Raw genomic sequence first — 16,535 nt, 5'->3', positions numbered from 1 at the left:
TTGATTTGATACTGCGACTTTCGGGTCATATATGAGTAACAATATCGGGCTTTTCTCATTTCCAGGAGACATCCAATGTCTGACCACAAATTCAATCTGTCGTCGCGCCGTGCATTTTTGGCCGGCAGTGCTGCAATGTTGGCCAGCCCCGCGCTGGCGCAAAGCAGCGTAAACGGTACCGAAACCACAGAAACCGAGAGAGACGTCACTGAGACCGTGCGTCGCAACATCTCGAGCTTTCGGACTTTGGATTGGCGGCCGTATTTTAGCAATACCAACAAAGGTGCTGTGCTGGTCGATATTGACAGCCGCGCCGTTCACTTCTGGTCCGACGACCAGTCGGTCTATAAGCTCTACCCTTCCAGCGTTCCGCTGACAGCCGAGCTGACCCGCCGTGGCCGTACGAGTGTCATTCAAAAGGTGGTTGGTCCGACATGGCGCCCGACACCATCCATGCTGGAGCGCAACCCTGAGTGGCCGGCCGTGATCGAAGCGGGCCCTGATAACCCCTTGGGTACGCACGCTTTGTACCTCGGCTGGACATATTATCGTATCCACGGCACCCACGATACGCGCAAAATTGGCCGTCGGTCGTCAAACGGCTGCATCGGGCTTTATAACGAGCACATCGCCGAGCTTTTCGAACTGACGAACGTCGGTACCCAAGTGTTGCTTATTTGACGATATTTCGGTGATTGTGGGGCTGAAACGCTGAATCCGGGTTTGCAATTACCCGGATATGCTGTTTAGAAAGTTTCACGAGGTAAGTCTTGGGCGCGTGCTATCACCTTGTGAGGCACGCCTTTTCTGGAGGTTATGATATGAAGAAACTCGTTCTCGCCGCTGCACTGACAGCTGCTGCATCGAATGCATTTGCTGGCTCGCTGGCAGATCCAATCATCGAAGCACCCGTAATCGTTGAAGAGTCCACCTCTTCTTCTTCGGGCATTTTGATTCCTTTGCTGCTGCTCGTTGTTGTTGCTGCTGCTGTTGCTGACTAATTCAGTCACGTGACACGAATAAAAGGCGGTGTTCTGCACCGCCTTTTTTTATGTCTTTTTTCCAAAGAAAAGACCCAAAGCTATGCCCGCCTGAATGCGTAAGCGGGCAAAAGCTTGAGGATCAGGCAAACTGGCCTAGTCGATCCACCCCTGCAGGTTTTCTTCGATCACGTTAGACAGCGCTTTGATGTGCATGTCGTCGTCGTTCAGGCAGGGGATATAGTGAAATTCCTCACCGCCCGCATGTTCAAAGCTTTCCTTGATCTCTTCGTTGATCTCTTCGAGCGTTTCGATGCAATCCGCTGAAAACGCAGGCGCGCAGACGGCGATCTTTTTATTGCCTGCTTCGGCCTGACGCGCGACTTCTTCCACGGTATAGGGCTGCAACCACTCTTCGGGGCCGAATTTCGACTGGAAGGTGGTCATGATCTGGGTGTCGTCCCAGCCCAACCGTTCCTTAAGCAAGCGCGTCGTTTTCTGGCACTGGCAGTGATAGGGGTCGCCCTCCATCAGATAGCGCTGCGGCACACCGTGGTACGAACACAGCAGTTTGTCCGGCTTGGTTTCCATCTTCGCATAGGCGTTTTCGATCGAGGTCGCCAAGGCGTCGATATAATCGGGACGATCGAAATAGGGCTGAACCGTGCGGGCCGCCGGTTGCCATTTTTCCTTGGCCAAGGCCGCAAAAAACGCATCATTTGCGGTGGCCGACGTGGCCCCGGCGTAATGCGGGTACAGCGGGAAAAACAGGATCTTTTGACAGCCTGCCTCGACCAGTGCCTCGACCTTGGATTTGGTCGACGGGTTGCCATAACGCATACAGAAATCGACCATCACTGCGTCACCATACCGCGCCTGCATCGTCTCTTTGATCTTGGCAGTTTGGGCTTTTGTGATCGTCATCAATGGGCTTTCGCCGTCTTTCTCGTTCCAGATCGACTTGTACGCAGCGCCGCTGGTAAAGGGGCGTTTGGTCAAAATGATCAGCTGCAGCAGCGGCTGCCACAGCCACGGGCTGTAGTCGATAACGCGACGATCCGACAGAAATTCACCCAGATAACGGCGCATTGACCAGTAATCATAGTTATCCGGCGTGCCTAGGTTGGCCAGTAGAATGCCCACCTTGGGTGTCGGGATCATGGGGTGATCCGGTTGGGCATGGACTGGGCAAGACTTGGTCATCAGGATATCCTTTTTACGTGAATAGCGGTGAGATAGACGGTTTGTCTGTTACGTCAATCGTTCAGCGGGGTTTCATTGGTGGCAAGCGCATCTGCCAGCCGCTGTTGCGCTGATCCGGGGCGCAAGGGTTTTGGCTGGCTATCCGCAGGGGCCCACCCCGCCAAAAAGACCATTTCAAAGGTCGCTGAAATGCGCCCTGTTTCAGTGCCAAAGTTGTCTTGGTAGAGCTGTGCTGCTGATTGGAACACCGCGCGGCGCGTGGGGCGGCGCAGGCGTGACTGCATTGCGTTGGTTTCACCCATCGCCCGCAAGTCGCGCATCAGGTGCCAGATGTCGGTGTATTCGGTCTTGAGCGTCACAGAATCAGCGACAGGCAGGGCAAGGTCGGCCCGCTGCAACAAGCCGCCGATGTCGCGCAGTTCGGCCATCGGGGCCACGCGGGGCGACAGGCCGCCGGTGATCTGTGCCTCGGCCTGGGCCAGACAGGCGCGCAGTTCGTTCAGGGTTTGCCCGCCGAAACTGACCGACAGAAACAACCCGTCAGGTTCAAGCGCGCGACGGGATTGGATGATCTGGCCCACAGGGTCATTGGCCCAATGCAGGCTCATCGCATGAACCACCAGATCATGCGCCTTTTGATCCAGCGCCAACGTGTCGGTATCCGGCACAACCGGCGCTTGGGGATAAAGATCGCCCCAGACCTGCGGAAATCCGGTGACAATGGCCGGTTTGGTAAACGTCCTGTTAACCAAGCTTAGCCGATCATCGACCTCGTCCAAGGCTGCGCGATGCAAGAACAGCCCGTCATCGCTGGCGCGGCTTCGGCTGCGGGACAGGGCGGTGATGTCCGTGAGGATATTTTGTGCGTTCATGCAAGGAATAATACGGTGATGCTGGCCCAGATACAAACCACTGTTGGTCTAATTTATCCGCCCGCCTGCCTGAGTTGTGGCGGGGCGGTTGACCGGCACGCAGGCCTGTGCGGCCCGTGTTGGCGCGATACGGCGTTTATTGGCGGCGTGGTCTGTGACAGCTGCGGCATTCCACTGCCCGGTGGCAGCGAAGGCGAGGTTTCGCACTGCGACGGGTGCCTTGCCCATCCGCCGCCATGGGTGCAGGGCAGGTCGGCGTTTTTATATGCCGATACGGGTCGCAAGATGGTGCTGGCGCTGAAACATGGCGACCGGCAGGAAATCGCAAAACCCGCTGCTCTTTGGATGGCCCGCGCGTTTCGCGGACAATTGCCAGCCGAAACGCTTGTCGCGCCGGTTCCGTTGCATTGGCAGCGTTTGGTCAAACGGCGGTATAACCAGTCGGCGTTGCTGGGGCGGGCATTGGCGCGGGAAACGGGGCTGGCGTGGTGCCCTGATCTGCTAAGACGCGTCCGTAAAACCGCATCGCTGGATGGCAAAAGCCGGATCGAAAGGTTTGAAATCCTACAGGACGCGATTTGCGCCCATCCAAAGCGGCAGCACCTTATGCTGGGCCGACCGGTCTTGATCGTTGACGATGTGATGACCTCCGGTGCGACTCTATTTGCAGCGGCGCGCGCCTGTATTGATGCTGGTGCAGGTCCGATACGCGTTGTTACACTGGCAAGAGTGGCCAAAGACACCTAAGTCTGTGTTCAACTGATTTGCTGAAAAGGACACAGCCATGAAACCCGTTGAGATTTACACCTCGCCGCTTTGCGGATTTTGCCACGCGGCCAAGCGGTTGCTGAATGAAAAAGGCGTGAGCTTTGCCGAGGTTGATGTTCTGGCGCACCCCGAGCGGAAGGCCGAAATGATCAAACGCGCCAATGGTGGTCGCACGGTGCCGCAGATTTTCATTGGCGATATCCATGTGGGCGGTTGTGATGACCTGTATGCGCTGGAACGCGCGGGCAAGCTGGATGCCTTGTTGGCAGCGTGATGAAAGCAGCCCTGGTTCAACTTAACGTCACGGATGATCCGGCCCGCAATCTGGCGGGTACGTTTGAAATGGTGCGGGATGCCGCGGACCAGGGCGCGCAATTTGTGCTGACGCCCGAAGTTACGAATTGTGTGTCGACCAGCCGTGACCACCAGCGCACGGTGCTGACACACGAGGCGGAAGATATCACCCTTGCTGCCCTGCGCGATGTGGCGCGGGACAAGGGGATCTGGCTGCTGATCGGTTCGCTGGGGCTAAAGACGGACGATGCGGACGGGCGATTTGCCAACAGATCGTTCATGGTCGACCCCAATGGCCAGATCGTCGCCCGCTATGACAAGATCCACATGTTCGACGTCGATATCGATGCCACCGAAAGCTACCGCGAATCAGCCGGCTACCGTCCGGGTGACAAGGCGGTCGTGGCTGATACCGGTTTTGGCAAAGTGGGGATGAGCATTTGTTATGATATGCGGTTTCCGTTGCTTTATCAGGCATTGGCGCATGCGGGTGCTGATATTCTGACGATGCCTGCCGCGTTTTCGCCGGTTACCGGTGCGGCACATTGGCATACGTTGCTGCGGGCGCGGGCAATTGAAACAGGATGTTTTGTTTTGGCCCCCGCGCAAACGGGCGAACATCTTAGCGAAACCAACAAAACGCGGTTCACATACGGCCATTCGCTGGCGGTTGCGCCTTGGGGCGAGGTGATCCTGGATGCGGGAGAGGCCCCCGGCGTATATCCGTTCGAGATGGACATGAACCGCCTTGCAGATGCGCGCCGCCGCGTTCCAAGCCTTGCCAACCGCCGTGAATTTCAGGCACCTTGACCAAGTTATGATGGAAAACCGAAACTCACTCGCGATTACGTTGATCAGCGAATTGCTGTCTGCTGATCAAAAGATGCGCAACCGTTTGACGCGGGTGCTGCCCAAAGGCATGGAAATTTCGCATTTTTCGGTGCTGAATAATCTGGCCTGGCACGAGGGTGAAAAGACACCCGCGCAGCTGGCCGAGACGTTCAATGTTACACGTGGTGCCATGACCAACACCCTGAACAAGCTGCTTTGGGCGGGCTATGTTCACATCCGCCCCGATTGGGATGACGCACGCCGCAAGATGGTGGCAATCAGCCCCGCCGGTCGAAATGCCCGCGATGACGCGATACGTTCGATTACGCCACTGATTAACAATGTTGCCGATGAATTGGGCGAAGATCAGGTGCGTGCGACCCTCGAAACCCTGCGCGCGTTGCGCAGGCATTCCGAGGACTAGCGCAAGACCTTACGCAGGCTTGGTGCTTGCGGTTACATAGTTCACGCTCAGGTCGCGATCAGACAGGCTCCAGGACCACAGGATCGGATTAAACACAAAACCCTTGCGATCAACCGGCGTAAGCCCCGCGTTGCGCAGCAGGTCAAACAATTCATCCGGTGTGATGAATTTTGACCATTCATGGGTGCCCTTTGGCAGCCAGCGCATGATGTGTTCAGCGCCAATAATCGCCATCATAAATGACTTTGGATTGCGGTTTAGGGTCGAACAGATGTGCAAACCACCGGGTTTCAGCAACTGGCGGCAGGCGGTCAGATAATCAATGGGGGAGGCAACATGTTCAACCACTTCCATGTTCACAACGACATCGAATTGCTCGCCTGCTTCGGCCAGTGCTTCGGCTGTGGTGTGGCGATAGTCGATGGTCAGGCCGGATTGTTCGGCATGAAGCTGCGCGACGGGAATGTTACCCGCAGCGGCATCTGCACCGACGACATCGGCCCCCAGACGCGCCATCGGTTCGGACAGCAACCCGCCACCGCAGCCTATATCAAGGATGCGCAGCCCCTTGAACGGCAGGGGGGCTTTCAGGTCACGGTCAAATTCGCCTGCAATCTGGTTAGTGATATACTCCAACCGGCAGGGGTTCAGCATATGGAGCGGCTTGAATTTGCCATTCTCGTCCCACCATTCGGCGGCCATGGCCTGAAACTTTTCAATCTCGGCGGGGTCAACGGTGCTTAGTGGCGCTTGCATTCTGATCTCTCTGTGCTCTTTTAGGTCCAAAGACTATATAGGCCTGTAATGGACAAAATCCCGGACCAAAAGCACGCAGTTCAATATCTTTATCCGCCCGTTGATCCATTTGATCAGCGGATGATGGACGTGGGCGATGGTCATACCGTGTATTTCGAACAATGCGGAAACCCCAACGGGATACCTGTTGTCGTTTTGCATGGCGGGCCCGGAGGCGGGTGCAGCCCGTCGATGCGGCGCTATTTCGACCCTGAAAAATACCATGTGATTCTGTTTGACCAGCGCGGCTGTGGGCGGTCAAAGCCCTTTGCCTCGGTGACCAATAACACCACTTGGGATCTGGTAGCCGATATTGAACGTATCCGGGCAGCGTTGGGCATCGACAAATGGATCGCCTTTGGCGGCAGCTGGGGTGCTACGCTTGCGTTGATTTATGCCCAGACCCATCCCGATCGCGTGCGTAACATCGTTTTGCGCGGTGTGTTTATGATGACCCAAGCCGAACTGGACTGGTTTTACGGTGGCGGTGCGGGAAAATTCTGGCCGGATTTATGGGTGCGTTTTGTGAACCTGATCCCCGAAGACGAACGCGATGATCTGATTGCGGCCTATCACCGGCGGCTTTTCTGCGGCGATATGCAGACCGAGATCAAATACGGCAAGGCATGGGCCGCATGGGAAAATGCGCTGGCGTCGATCCATTCGTCGGGCGGCGGTCACGAGGGGCCGGGGGAATATTCACGCACCTTCTCGCGGCTCGAGAATCACTATTTCACGCATGCGGGCTTTCTGGAATTTGACGGCCAAATCCTTGCGCATGTGCCGCGCATTGCCCATATTCCCGGCGTTATCGTCCAAGGCCGCTATGATATGATTTGCCCCCCCACAAGCGCCTATAATCTGGCCCAAGCCTGGCCGAATGTGGAGCTGAAGATGGTGCGCAATGCGGGTCATGCCTTGTCTGAGCCCGGAATCAGTGCAGAATTGGTGCGCACGATGGACAGGATTGCCGCCCAATGACCAAAACCCGTTCCTTGATGGATCGCCGTGCGTTGTTTGCCACGGGTGCTGCCGCCGCGTTGCTGGCGGCGACTGGTGTGTCTGCTGCTGCGATGCCACAGCAAGGCGGGCGTTTGCGGATGGCGCTTTCGGGCGCATCACGCAGCGACAGTTGGGCCAAGGGCGATGGTCTGTTCATGAAGGTCGCGCGCCAGGGGCTGATTTTCGACACCCTGACCGAAGTTGCCGCCGATGGCACCTTGCGCGGTGAATTGGCGACCGGATGGCAAGGGTCTGATGATGGCCGGGTCTGGATGTTTGATCTGCGTCAGGATGTGGCGTTTCATGACGGTCAGCCAATGACGGCGCGCGATGTTGCCGGGTCTTTGCAACTGAACGGGCGGGTCGAGGTTTTGAACGACCATCAGATTTGTATTGCCCTTGATGCCCCTGCGATGGACCTGCCTTTTACGCTGGCGGGGCCTGATCATTTTATCCGGCCCCTGCATGCCGCTGATCAAGGGATCGGTACAGGGTTGTACCGTCTGAAAAAATTCACCCCCGGTCAGCAGGTTTTGGCCGAACGCGTGGCGGATCACTACAAGGGGAACACTGCCGGATGGTTCGATGCGGTCGAACTGGTCTCGGTTCCATCTGATGCCGTTCGGGCGCAGGCGTTGGCAGAATACCTGGTAGATGCCGCCGATCTTGATGATGCCGGATTGGTGCAAGGGTTTGATGACATTGCCCAACTCCCGTTTTCCCGCGCCATGACACATGCTGTTTCGCGCAGCGTGGCAATGCCTGTTAGAATCGGCCAGCATCGCCCCCTGGACAACCTACGCGCGGCTGAACGCTGGTGGTTCGCCTAACGGGGCTTGCAGTTTCGGGCATCACGGCGTATATCCCCTTTCAACAGCGGCGCATTCGGGTCCACACCAGATGCTCCACCGATCTTGAACACGGGCCGCGCGCCCGTTTTTTTATGCCTGCTGAAAATTGCAGGATGATAAGAGAGACTATGAACAACGATCTGATTGCTAAAGCCGCCATCGACCGCCGCATGGCCGAGATCATCACACCGGTGATCGAGGATCTGGGGTTTGAACTGGTGCGCGTTCGCCTGATGTCGGGAAAACAGACCACGTTGCAGATTATGGCCGACCGCCCCGATGGCGGGATCGAAGTTGATGAACTGGCATTGGTAAGTCAGGCCGTCAGTGCCGTGCTGGACGTCGAAGACCCGATCGTCGAGGAATATACGCTGGAGGTTTCCAGCCCCGGTATCGACCGGCCCCTGACACGTCTCAAGGATTTCGACATGTTCGAAGGCTATGAGGCCAAGATTGAAACCGGTGATCTGATTGATGGCCGCCGCCGCTTTAAGGGTGCGCTGGCCGGGGTGGACGGCGACGAAGTGCTGATCAATGTCGAAGAAGGCACGATCGGCCTGAAGTTCGACTGGCTTACGGATGCCAAACTGGTCCTGACCGACGATCTGATCAAAGAAATGCTGCGCCAGCGCAAAGCGTCGGGTGCAATTGACGAAACCAAATTCGATGACATCGAGACCGAAGGGTCCACCGAGGGAGACGACTAAATGGCCATTACATCAGCCAACCAGCTTGAACTGCTGCAAACCGCCGAGGCTGTTGCCCGCGAAAAGATGATCGACCCCAATCTGGTGGTCGAAGCGATGGAAGAATCGCTCGCCCGTGCGGCGAAGTCCCGCTACGGCGCTGAAATGGACATTCGCGTGGCCATCGACCGCAAGACAGGTCGCGCGACGTTCACCCGTGTGCGTACCGTTGTGGCCGATGACGAGCTGGAAAACTATCAGGCTGAATTTACCGTCGAGCAGGCCAAGCAATATATGGCCAACCCCGAAATCGGTCAGGAATTCAGCGAAGAAGTTCCGCCCGTCGAAATGGGCCGGATCGCAGCACAATCCGCCAAGCAGGTGATCTTGCAAAAGGTCCGCGAAGCAGAACGTGACCGTCAGTACGAAGAATTCAAAGACCGCGCCGGCACGATCATCAACGGTCTGGTCAAGCGCGAGGAATACGGCAACGTCATCGTCGATGTGGGCGCTGGCGAAGCGATCCTGCGCCGCAACGAGAAAATCGGCCGCGAATCCTATCGCCCGAACGACCGTATCCGCGTTTACATCAAGGACGTGCGCCGCGAGCAGCGCGGCCCGCAGATTTTCCTGAGCCGTACGGCGCCGGAATTCATGGCCGAGCTGTTCAAGATGGAAGTGCCCGAAATCTATGATGGCATCATCGAAATCAAGGCCGTTGCTCGTGACCCCGGTTCGCGCGCCAAGATCGCTGTGATCTCTCATGACAGCTCCATCGATCCTGTTGGTGCCTGCGTTGGTATGCGCGGTTCGCGTGTTCAGGCCGTGGTAAACGAGCTTCAGGGTGAAAAGATCGACATCATCCCGTGGAACGAAGACCAGCCCACATTCCTGGTGAACGCGCTTCAGCCTGCTGAAGTATCCAAAGTTGTTCTGGACGAGGAAGCTGGCAAGATCGAAGTCGTCGTTCCAGAAGAGCAGTTGAGCCTTGCGATTGGCCGTCGTGGTCAAAACGTGCGCCTTGCATCGCAGCTGACCGGTTTGACCATCGACATCATGACAGAAGAGCAGGAAAGCGCGCGCCGTCAGGCCGAGTTTGAACTGCGTACCAAACTGTTCATGGACAACCTTGATCTGGACGAATTCTTTGCCCAGTTGCTGGTCTCCGAAGGGTTCACCAGTCTGGAAGAAGTCGCCTATGTCGAAGTTGACGAATTGCTGGTGATCGACGGCGTTGACGAAGCAACTGCTGGCGAATTGCAGGCACGTGCCCGTGATGTGCTGGAAGCGCAGAACAACGCGGCCCTGGACGCAGCGCGTGCATTGGGCGTGGATGACACGCTTATTGAATTCGAAGGTCTGACACCCCAAATGATTGAGGCGTTGGCCAAAGACGACGTAAAAACGCTGGAAGACTTTGCAACATGCGCAGATTGGGAGCTGGCCGGTGGCTGGACGACAGTCGATGGCGTGCGGACCAAAGACGATGGCACGCTGGAACCGTTTGACATGTCGCTGGAAGAAGCGCAGCACCTGATCATGACGGCCCGCGTCTTGCTGGGTTGGGTTGATCCGGCCGAACTGGAAACAACCGAAGTCGAAGAAGACGACGTAGAAGACGAGGAGGCCGAGGCCTGATCGTAGGGCCTTGGGGAACGATATGGTGCGCGGTGGCGTTTCGAAAGACCGGGAAGACGGTCCAGAGCGGAAATGCATCGCCACGGGCGAAGTGCAGCCGAAAAATGGTCTGATCCGCTTCGTTGTTGGCCCTGACTTGCAGGTTTTCCCGGATATTCTGGGAAAACTGCCGGGTCGGGGTATGTATGTGGCGGCCGATCGGGATGCGCTGCTGCTGGCTGTGAAAAAAGGGCTGTTTGCCCGCGCAGCTAAACAACCTGTTAAGGTTGATGAAGGATTGGTAGACGAGGTTGAAAAGCAACTCGTCCGCCGTGTGGTTGATCTGATTTCGCTTCAGCGCAAGGCCGGTAAGGCCGTGGCGGGATACGAAAAGGTCAAAGGTTGGCTGCAAATGGAAGAAGCCGAAGTCCTGATCCAAGCAGTGGATGGATCGGGTCGCGGCAAATCGAAACTAAGTACGCCGCACTTCGGTCACTACATTGGCTGGCTGACGGCAGACGAATTGGGTTTGGCATTCGGACGCCAAACTGTGATACATGGGGCGCTCGCCTCTGGTGGACTCACCTCTCGTGTTGTAGAGGAAGCCCAACGGCTAAGAGGCGTACGCATAAACGAGGGTGGCAACGGTCACCCGAAAGGATAGACGAGCTAGATGAGCGATAGTGACGGCAAAAAGACATTGGGCCTGCGTGGCGCGCCAGCGCGCCCGGGTAACGTAAAGCAAAGCTTTAGCCACGGGCGTACCAAAAACGTCGTGGTCGAGACCAAACGCAAGCGCGTTGTGGTGCCTAAACCTGCGGGTGCCAAAACCGGCACCGGTGCCAATCCGTCACTTGGGGATCCCAAGAAGCGGCCGGCAGGTATCACCGATTCCGAAATGGAACGCCGCCTGAAGGCAGTTCAAGCTGCCCGTGCGCGCGAGTCCGAAGAAGCGGAAGCACGTGCGACTGAAGAAAAAGAACGCGCAGCAGACCGTGAGCGCCGTCGTGCCGAGATCGATGCCAAAGAGGCGGAAGAGCGCGAGCGCGAGGAAAGCCTGAAGGCGAAAGCCGAAGAGGATGCACGTCGCAAGGAAGAAGCCGAAGCAGCAGCTGTTGCAGCGGCCGCACCTGCGTCAGTGGCGCAGCCGGCATCGGCTAAATTGCCGAACACCAAGGGCGGTGCACCAGCACCTGTCGTGCGCAAGAAAGAAGGCGACCGCGAGGAAACCAACAAGCGCAACAAGGGCAACGACGACCGTCGCTCTGGCAAGCTGACAGTGAACCAGGCGTTGACCGGTGGCGAAGGCGGCCGTCAGCGTTCTATGGCGCAGATGAAGCGCAAGCAGGAACGTCAGCGTCAAAAGGCGATGGGCGGCACGGTCGAGCGCGAAAAGGTCGTGCGCAACGTGAACCTGCCTCCGGCGATTGTGGTTTCCGAATTGGCGAACCGTATGGCTGAACGCGTTGGTGCTGTTGTAAAAGCGCTGATGAACAACGGCTTGATGGTTACGCAGAACGAAACGATTGATGCGGATACTGCGGAACTCATCATCGAAGAATTCGGCCACAAAGTGGTTCGTGTTTCTGATGCTGACGTCGAAGATGTCATCAAAGAGGAAATGGACGATCCGAAAGATCTGGTCACACGTCCTCCGGTTATCACGATCATGGGCCACGTTGACCACGGTAAGACATCGTTGCTGGATGCGATCCGCAAAGCCAAGGTTCAGTCCGGCGAAGCAGGCGGTATCACGCAGCACATTGGTGCCTATCAGGTGACAACCGACAAGGGTCAGGTGCTTAGCTTCCTCGATACACCCGGCCACGCTGCGTTTACGTCGATGCGGTCGCGCGGTGCTCAGGTGACTGACATTGTTGTGTTGGTTGTTGCGGCGGATGACGCTGTGATGCCGCAGACGATCGAAGCGATTAACCACGCAAAAGCGGCCAAAGTGCCGATGATCGTGGCAATCAACAAGATCGATAAATACGAGGCGAACCCGGACAAAGTGCGCACCGATCTGCTGCAACATTCGGTCATCGTCGAAAAGATGTCCGGTGACGTTCAGGACGTCGAGGTTTCGGCCACTACCGGTCAGGGCCTTGATGAGCTGCTTGAGGCGATTGCGCTGCAGGCCGAACTGCTGGAACTGAAAGCCAACCCGAACCGCGCCGCAGTTGGTGCCGTGATCGAGGCGCAGCTTGACGTTGGCCGTGGCCCTGTTGCGACTGTTCTGATCCAGAACGGTACGCTGCGCCAAGGTGATATCTTTGTTGTGGGTGAGCAGTACGGTAAGGTTCGTGCACTGATCAACGATCAGGGCGAGCGCGTCAAAGAAGCGGGTCCATCCGTCCCGGTCGAGGTTCTTGGCCTGAATGGTACACCTGCTGCGGGCGACGTTTTGAACGTAACTGAAACCGAAGCCCAGGCACGCGAGATCGCTGAATATCGCGCAAACGCTGCCAAGGACAAACGTGCCGCTGCCGGTGCTGCAACGACGCTGGAACAGTTGATGGCGAACGCCAAAGCTGATGAAACAGTGTCCGAGTTGCCGCTGCTGATCAAAGCCGATGTTCAAGGTTCTGCCGAAGCGATCCTTCAGGCGATGGAGAAAATCGGCAACGATGAAGTTCGTGTACGGGTTCTGCATTCGGGTGTTGGTGCGATTACCGACACGGATGTTGGCCTGGCCGAAGCATCAAACGCACCGATCATTGGTTTCAACGTACGTGCCAACGCATCGGCCCGTGCAACAGCGAACCAAAAAGGTGTCGAGATCCGGTATTATTCGGTCATCTACGACATGGTTGACGATGTAAAAGCTGCCGCAAGTGGTTTGCTCAGCAACGAAATCCGCGAACACTTTATCGGCTATGCGTCGATCAAAGAGGTGTTCAAGGTGACCGGTGTTGGCAAGGTTGCTGGTTGTTTGGTCACCGAAGGCAAGGCAAGCCGCGCCGCTGGTGTACGTTTGCTGCGCGACGATGTTGTGATCCACGAGGGCACATTGAAGACGCTCAAGCGCTTCAAAGACGAAGTGTCCGAAGTACCGTCGGGTCAGGAATGTGGTATGGCGTTCGAGAATTACGAAGACATCCGCCCGGGCGATGTCATCGAAATCTTTACCCGCGAAGAAGTTGTTCGCACGCTCGACTAATCAACCTCGAGATCAGGAATTAGCAAAAGCCCGGCTGAAAAGTCGGGCTTTTGTCGTTTCACGCTGCTGTATTTCGGATGATTTTAGGGAGATCGCTGGTGCCTCGTAAAGTGATAGGTCAACTTTGACGCCAAGGCGTACACTGCGGAATGCGATCGAACCGCAGTCTGTAATAGGGATAATCTGCCGGCCTGAACCCAGAACCCGCCATTACGCAGCGGATTGGCACCGCAAGTCGTTGGTCGGCTGAAAACTCTAGCGGAGGCAGTTAGCTTTTGCGGGTGATTGGCTTGCCGGTAAAAATGTCATTGTCGACTTTGACCGACACACGCCCATCAGGCATATCGCGTACGAAGATGCCCTGAACAGACACGGTCGTGCCAATTGTAATTGTACGTAGCATTTACTTTCCCCCCAGAAACTTGGCTATGTTTCACTTATAAGTAGTATCTTGATTGTGTCTAGCAATAATCGCAACAATCTACTCAAATTTGGCTTCAATCTGGAACAATCAGTCCCTTCAAGCTAGAGCCAGTCCCTGAGAATTGGAATCAACGGCACATCTGCTGCCGGCATCGGGTAATCCTTGAGGGCGTTTGCACGAACCCATTTCAAGGTTTGCCCTTCGCGTGCGCGCGGTGTCCCTTGCCATTTGCGGCAGGCAAACAGCGGCATCAAAAGGTGAAAATCATCATAGGCGTGACTGGCAAAGGTTAACGGGGCCAGGCACGACGCCCAGGTGTCGATCCCCAACTCTTCTTGCAATTCACGGATCAGCGCCGCCTCGGGCGTTTCGCCGGTCTCAACCTTTCCACCGGGGAACTCCCACAAACCAGCCATAGATTTGCCGGGCGGGCGCTGTGCCAAAAGCACGCGCCCGTCCACGTCGATCAGGGCTACAGCCGAGACCAACACCATCTTCACGAACGGTAATCCGCGTTGATATCAATATAGCCGTGGGTCAAGTCGCAGGTCCAAACGGTTGCTTTGCCGTCACCCAAGCCCAAATCGACGCCAATCACGATGTTCTGGCCTTTCATGTGGGCTGCTGCTGCTTCCTCCGAGTAATCGGGGCTGCGCCAGCCGTCTTTGGCGACCTCGATATCGCCAAAGCGGATCGACAGGCGGTCACGGTCTGCCGCGGCACCGGATTTGCCGACCGCCATAACAACGCGACCCCAGTTCGGATCCTGACCCGCAATCGCGGTTTTGATCAGCGGAGAGTTCGCAATTGCCATGCCGTGGATCTTGGCATCTGCATCAGTTGCGGCACCGGTTACTGCGATTTCAACAAATTTTGTTGCGCCTTCACCATCTTGCACAACCTGATGCGCGAGGTTCAGCATCAGCCCGTGCAGGGCCTCCGAGAAGTCGGCACTGTCGCTGGCATCGACGCGCGAAGCGCCGGTTGCCGCCAAAATCAGGCTGTCTGATGTGGATGTGTCGCTGTCGACGGTGATGCAGTTAAAGGTGCTGTCCGTGTGTTTCGACAGCATTGCTTGCAGCGCGGGTTGGTTCACGACTGCATCGGTAAAGATATAGACCAGCATCGTGGCCATATCCGGCGCAATCATCCCCGAACCCTTGGCAATCCCAGCGATAGAGACTGTTTTCGACCCGATCTGGACCTTTGCAGCGGCACCTTTTGGAAAGGTATCGGTGGTCATAATCGCCTTGGCGGCGTCAGAAATGCCACCCGCATCAAGCTTGCCCTTGAGGTCGGACAATACCGCGGTCACGCGGTCATAGGGCAACGGTTCACCGATCACGCCAGTGGACGAGGTGAACACCCGCGACTGGGGAATGTCACAGACCTTGGCGACCGCTGCTGTGATTGCTTCGACCGCAGTCACACCGCCTTTTCCGGTAAAGGCATTCGCGTTGCCGGAATTCACCAGAATGGCAGCACCTGTATCAGAGGTGCCACCGATCTTGGCCTGACAATCCAGAACCGGCGCTGCCCGCGTTGCGGATTTGGTAAATGCACCGGCAATGGTGGACCCCGGTGCCAATTCGGCCAGCATCACATCGGTGCGGCCCTGATACCGGACCCCAGCTGCGATTGTGGCAAACCGAACCCCGTCAATGACGGGAAGGTCGGGAAATTTCTCGGGTGCGAGGGGGGAAACGGCAGTTATCTTGCCCATGTTTGCTTACTCCAGCAAGCCGAGGTTGGTCAGCACCGTTGGGTCAACCCCTTCGGAGGCGGAGCGGTCAACATCAGCTTCTTCAGTCATCTGCTCGATCGCTTTTTGAACGCGGACCTGACGGATTTGCGTTTCAAGCTCTGCTTGTACTTCTTCCAGCGGGGGCGCATCTTTCAGGCGCTTTTCTGAAAGCTTGATTACATGCCAGCCAAACTGCGTCTTAACCGGTGCGGATACTGCGCCGACTTCAAGCTCAACAACTGCTTCTTCGAATGCGGGGACCATCATGCCAGGGCCAAACCAGCCCAAGTCGCCACCACCGGGGCCGGAAGGGCCGGTCGATTTTTCTTTCGCGACTTCGGCAAAATCAGCACCACCTTCGATTTCTTCGATGATGGCGAGCGCTTCTTCCTCGGTTTCGACAAGGATATGCGCGGCATTGTATTCTTCCGAAGGCTCGGCCGATCCATATGTCTCGGCATAGGCGGCGTTCAGCTCGTCTTGGGGGATCGGGGCCGCCATGTTTTTCTCAATGACTTCGCCTGCAACCAATTGGCGTTGCTCGTTCTCGATCGCCAAGGTGACGCGCGAAGGCAGGGCACCTTCAAAGCTTTGTGCAAGCGCTGTTTGCTGCACCAGCTGATCCAGAATGCCTGTGAACAGAACCTCGGGTGGCAGCTGTTGATACTGCTCGGGCAGGGTGGCCCGTGCGATGATCATGTGACCAATCGTGATATCAGTTCCGTTCACAGTTGCCACAACGGTATCGGCCTTAACCTCGTCTTGCGCGGCGACAGGCAGGGCAAGCGAAGCGGCAACCACGAAGGGTGCCAAGAAAGTGAGGGTTTTTTGCATGTATCTGTCCTAGGTTTGGCCGCCACGGGGGGCTGCACATTGACACGGTT

Annotated in this window: 19 protein-coding genes; 12 read left to right on the top strand and 7 right to left on the bottom strand. The window is 56.7% G+C overall.

Annotation, left to right across the window (positions count from 1 at the left end):
* The first annotated feature begins 75 nt into the window (after positions 1 to 75).
* Both HGT1_RS12475 and HGT1_RS12470 read left to right on the top strand, forming a co-directional pair.
* A complete protein-coding gene (locus HGT1_RS12475; protein WP_176250283.1) occupies positions 76 to 681 on the top strand; it encodes a L,D-transpeptidase in 606 nt (201 codons plus the stop codon).
* Positions 682 to 821: 140 nt separating this feature from the next.
* Positions 822 to 1,001, top strand: coding sequence for a hypothetical protein (locus tag HGT1_RS12470; protein ID WP_176250282.1), 180 nt, complete (start codon positions 822 to 824; stop codon positions 999 to 1,001).
* Positions 1,002 to 1,136: 135 nt separating this feature from the next.
* Here the strand turns inward: HGT1_RS12470 and hemH are convergent, their stop codons facing one another.
* Together hemH and HGT1_RS12460 are read right to left on the bottom strand one after the other, a co-directional pair.
* Positions 1,137 to 2,183: a ferrochelatase gene (hemH, locus tag HGT1_RS12465; protein ID WP_176250281.1), complete on the bottom strand. Its 1,047-nt coding sequence runs from the start codon at positions 2,181 to 2,183 to the stop codon at positions 1,137 to 1,139.
* Positions 2,184 to 2,236: 53 nt separating this feature from the next.
* A complete protein-coding gene (locus HGT1_RS12460; RefSeq protein WP_176250280.1) occupies positions 2,237 to 3,055 on the bottom strand; it encodes an SAM-dependent methyltransferase in 819 nt (272 codons plus the stop codon).
* A gap of 18 nt (positions 3,056 to 3,073) precedes the next feature.
* Here HGT1_RS12460 and HGT1_RS12455 point away from each other — a divergent pair, with 18 nt between their 5' ends.
* Genes HGT1_RS12455 through HGT1_RS12440 form a run of 4 tightly spaced genes read left to right on the top strand, consistent with a single transcriptional unit; the run spans position 3,074 to position 5,372 of the window.
* The gene (locus HGT1_RS12455) at positions 3,074 to 3,802 is read left to right on the top strand and encodes a ComF family protein (protein ID WP_176250279.1); all 729 of its coding nucleotides are present in this window, start codon (positions 3,074 to 3,076) and stop codon (positions 3,800 to 3,802) included.
* A 37-nt stretch (positions 3,803 to 3,839) separates the two neighbouring features.
* A complete protein-coding gene (grxC, locus tag HGT1_RS12450; protein ID WP_176250278.1) occupies positions 3,840 to 4,097 on the top strand; it encodes a glutaredoxin 3 in 258 nt (85 codons plus the stop codon).
* Positions 4,097 to 4,927 carry a carbon-nitrogen hydrolase family protein gene (locus HGT1_RS12445; RefSeq protein WP_176250277.1) on the top strand — a complete coding sequence of 277 codons (831 nt, stop codon included), beginning with the start codon at positions 4,097 to 4,099 and terminating at the stop codon, positions 4,925 to 4,927. Before grxC ends, HGT1_RS12445 begins: the two co-directional genes overlap by 1 nt.
* A 7-nt stretch (positions 4,928 to 4,934) precedes the next feature.
* A complete protein-coding gene (locus HGT1_RS12440) occupies positions 4,935 to 5,372 on the top strand; it encodes a MarR family winged helix-turn-helix transcriptional regulator (RefSeq protein ID WP_176250276.1) in 438 nt (145 codons plus the stop codon).
* Between the two features lie 9 nt (positions 5,373 to 5,381).
* Here HGT1_RS12440 and ubiG read toward each other — a convergent pair whose 3' ends face one another.
* Positions 5,382 to 6,128: a bifunctional 2-polyprenyl-6-hydroxyphenol methylase/3-demethylubiquinol 3-O-methyltransferase UbiG gene (ubiG, locus tag HGT1_RS12435; RefSeq protein WP_176250275.1), complete on the bottom strand. Its 747-nt coding sequence runs from the start codon at positions 6,126 to 6,128 to the stop codon at positions 5,382 to 5,384.
* A gap of 48 nt (positions 6,129 to 6,176) precedes the next feature.
* Between ubiG and pip the strand changes: the two genes are divergently transcribed.
* The 6 genes from pip (at position 6,177) to infB (ending at position 13,483) form a co-directional block, all read left to right on the top strand.
* Positions 6,177 to 7,148: a prolyl aminopeptidase gene (gene pip / locus HGT1_RS12430; protein WP_176250274.1), complete on the top strand. Its 972-nt coding sequence runs from the start codon at positions 6,177 to 6,179 to the stop codon at positions 7,146 to 7,148.
* Complete coding sequence (locus HGT1_RS12425; RefSeq protein ID WP_176250273.1) at positions 7,145 to 7,999, top strand: ABC transporter substrate-binding protein; 855 nt, start codon at positions 7,145 to 7,147, stop codon at positions 7,997 to 7,999. The genes pip and HGT1_RS12425 overlap by 4 nt, the downstream gene beginning before the upstream one ends.
* Positions 8,000 to 8,148: 149 nt before the next feature.
* Positions 8,149 to 8,727 carry a ribosome maturation factor RimP gene (rimP, locus tag HGT1_RS12420; RefSeq protein WP_176250272.1) on the top strand — a complete coding sequence of 193 codons (579 nt, stop codon included), beginning with the start codon at positions 8,149 to 8,151 and terminating at the stop codon, positions 8,725 to 8,727.
* Entirely contained in the window at positions 8,728 to 10,344 is a 1,617-nt protein-coding gene (gene nusA / locus HGT1_RS12415) for a transcription termination factor NusA (RefSeq protein ID WP_176250271.1), read from the top strand. It begins immediately after the preceding gene.
* Positions 10,345 to 10,366: 22 nt separating this feature from the next.
* Positions 10,367 to 10,987, top strand: coding sequence for an RNA-binding protein (locus HGT1_RS12410; protein ID WP_176250270.1), 621 nt, complete (start codon positions 10,367 to 10,369; stop codon positions 10,985 to 10,987).
* Positions 10,988 to 10,996: 9 nt separating this feature from the next.
* Positions 10,997 to 13,483 (top strand): translation initiation factor IF-2, encoded by a 2,487-nt coding sequence (gene infB, locus HGT1_RS12405; protein ID WP_176250269.1) that lies wholly within the window; start codon positions 10,997 to 10,999, stop codon positions 13,481 to 13,483.
* Positions 13,484 to 13,751: 268 nt separating this feature from the next.
* Here infB and HGT1_RS18340 read toward each other — a convergent pair whose 3' ends face one another.
* The 4 genes from HGT1_RS18340 to HGT1_RS12390 all read right to left on the bottom strand — a co-directional run bounded on the left by HGT1_RS18340 (position 13,752) and on the right by HGT1_RS12390 (position 16,485).
* Positions 13,752 to 13,886, bottom strand: coding sequence for a hypothetical protein (locus HGT1_RS18340; protein ID WP_255200191.1), 135 nt, complete (start codon positions 13,884 to 13,886; stop codon positions 13,752 to 13,754).
* 122 nt (positions 13,887 to 14,008) lie between these two features.
* The gene (locus tag HGT1_RS12400) at positions 14,009 to 14,407 is read right to left on the bottom strand and encodes a (deoxy)nucleoside triphosphate pyrophosphohydrolase (RefSeq protein WP_176250268.1); all 399 of its coding nucleotides are present in this window, start codon (positions 14,405 to 14,407) and stop codon (positions 14,009 to 14,011) included.
* The gene (gene argJ, locus HGT1_RS12395) at positions 14,404 to 15,630 is read right to left on the bottom strand and encodes a bifunctional glutamate N-acetyltransferase/amino-acid acetyltransferase ArgJ (RefSeq protein WP_176250267.1); all 1,227 of its coding nucleotides are present in this window, start codon (positions 15,628 to 15,630) and stop codon (positions 14,404 to 14,406) included. Before argJ ends, HGT1_RS12400 begins: the two co-directional genes overlap by 4 nt.
* A 6-nt stretch (positions 15,631 to 15,636) precedes the next feature.
* The gene (locus HGT1_RS12390; RefSeq protein WP_176250266.1) at positions 15,637 to 16,485 is read right to left on the bottom strand and encodes a peptidylprolyl isomerase; all 849 of its coding nucleotides are present in this window, start codon (positions 16,483 to 16,485) and stop codon (positions 15,637 to 15,639) included.
* Between the last annotated feature and the right edge of the window lie 50 nt (positions 16,486 to 16,535).

Origin of the sequence: Sulfitobacter sp. HGT1 (genome assembly GCF_013282155.1) — a bacterium.
Lineage (GTDB): Bacteria > Pseudomonadota > Alphaproteobacteria > Rhodobacterales > Rhodobacteraceae > Sulfitobacter.
The sequence above is the reverse complement of the archived record's forward strand: the minus strand, read 5'-3'. Positions and strand labels throughout refer to the sequence as shown.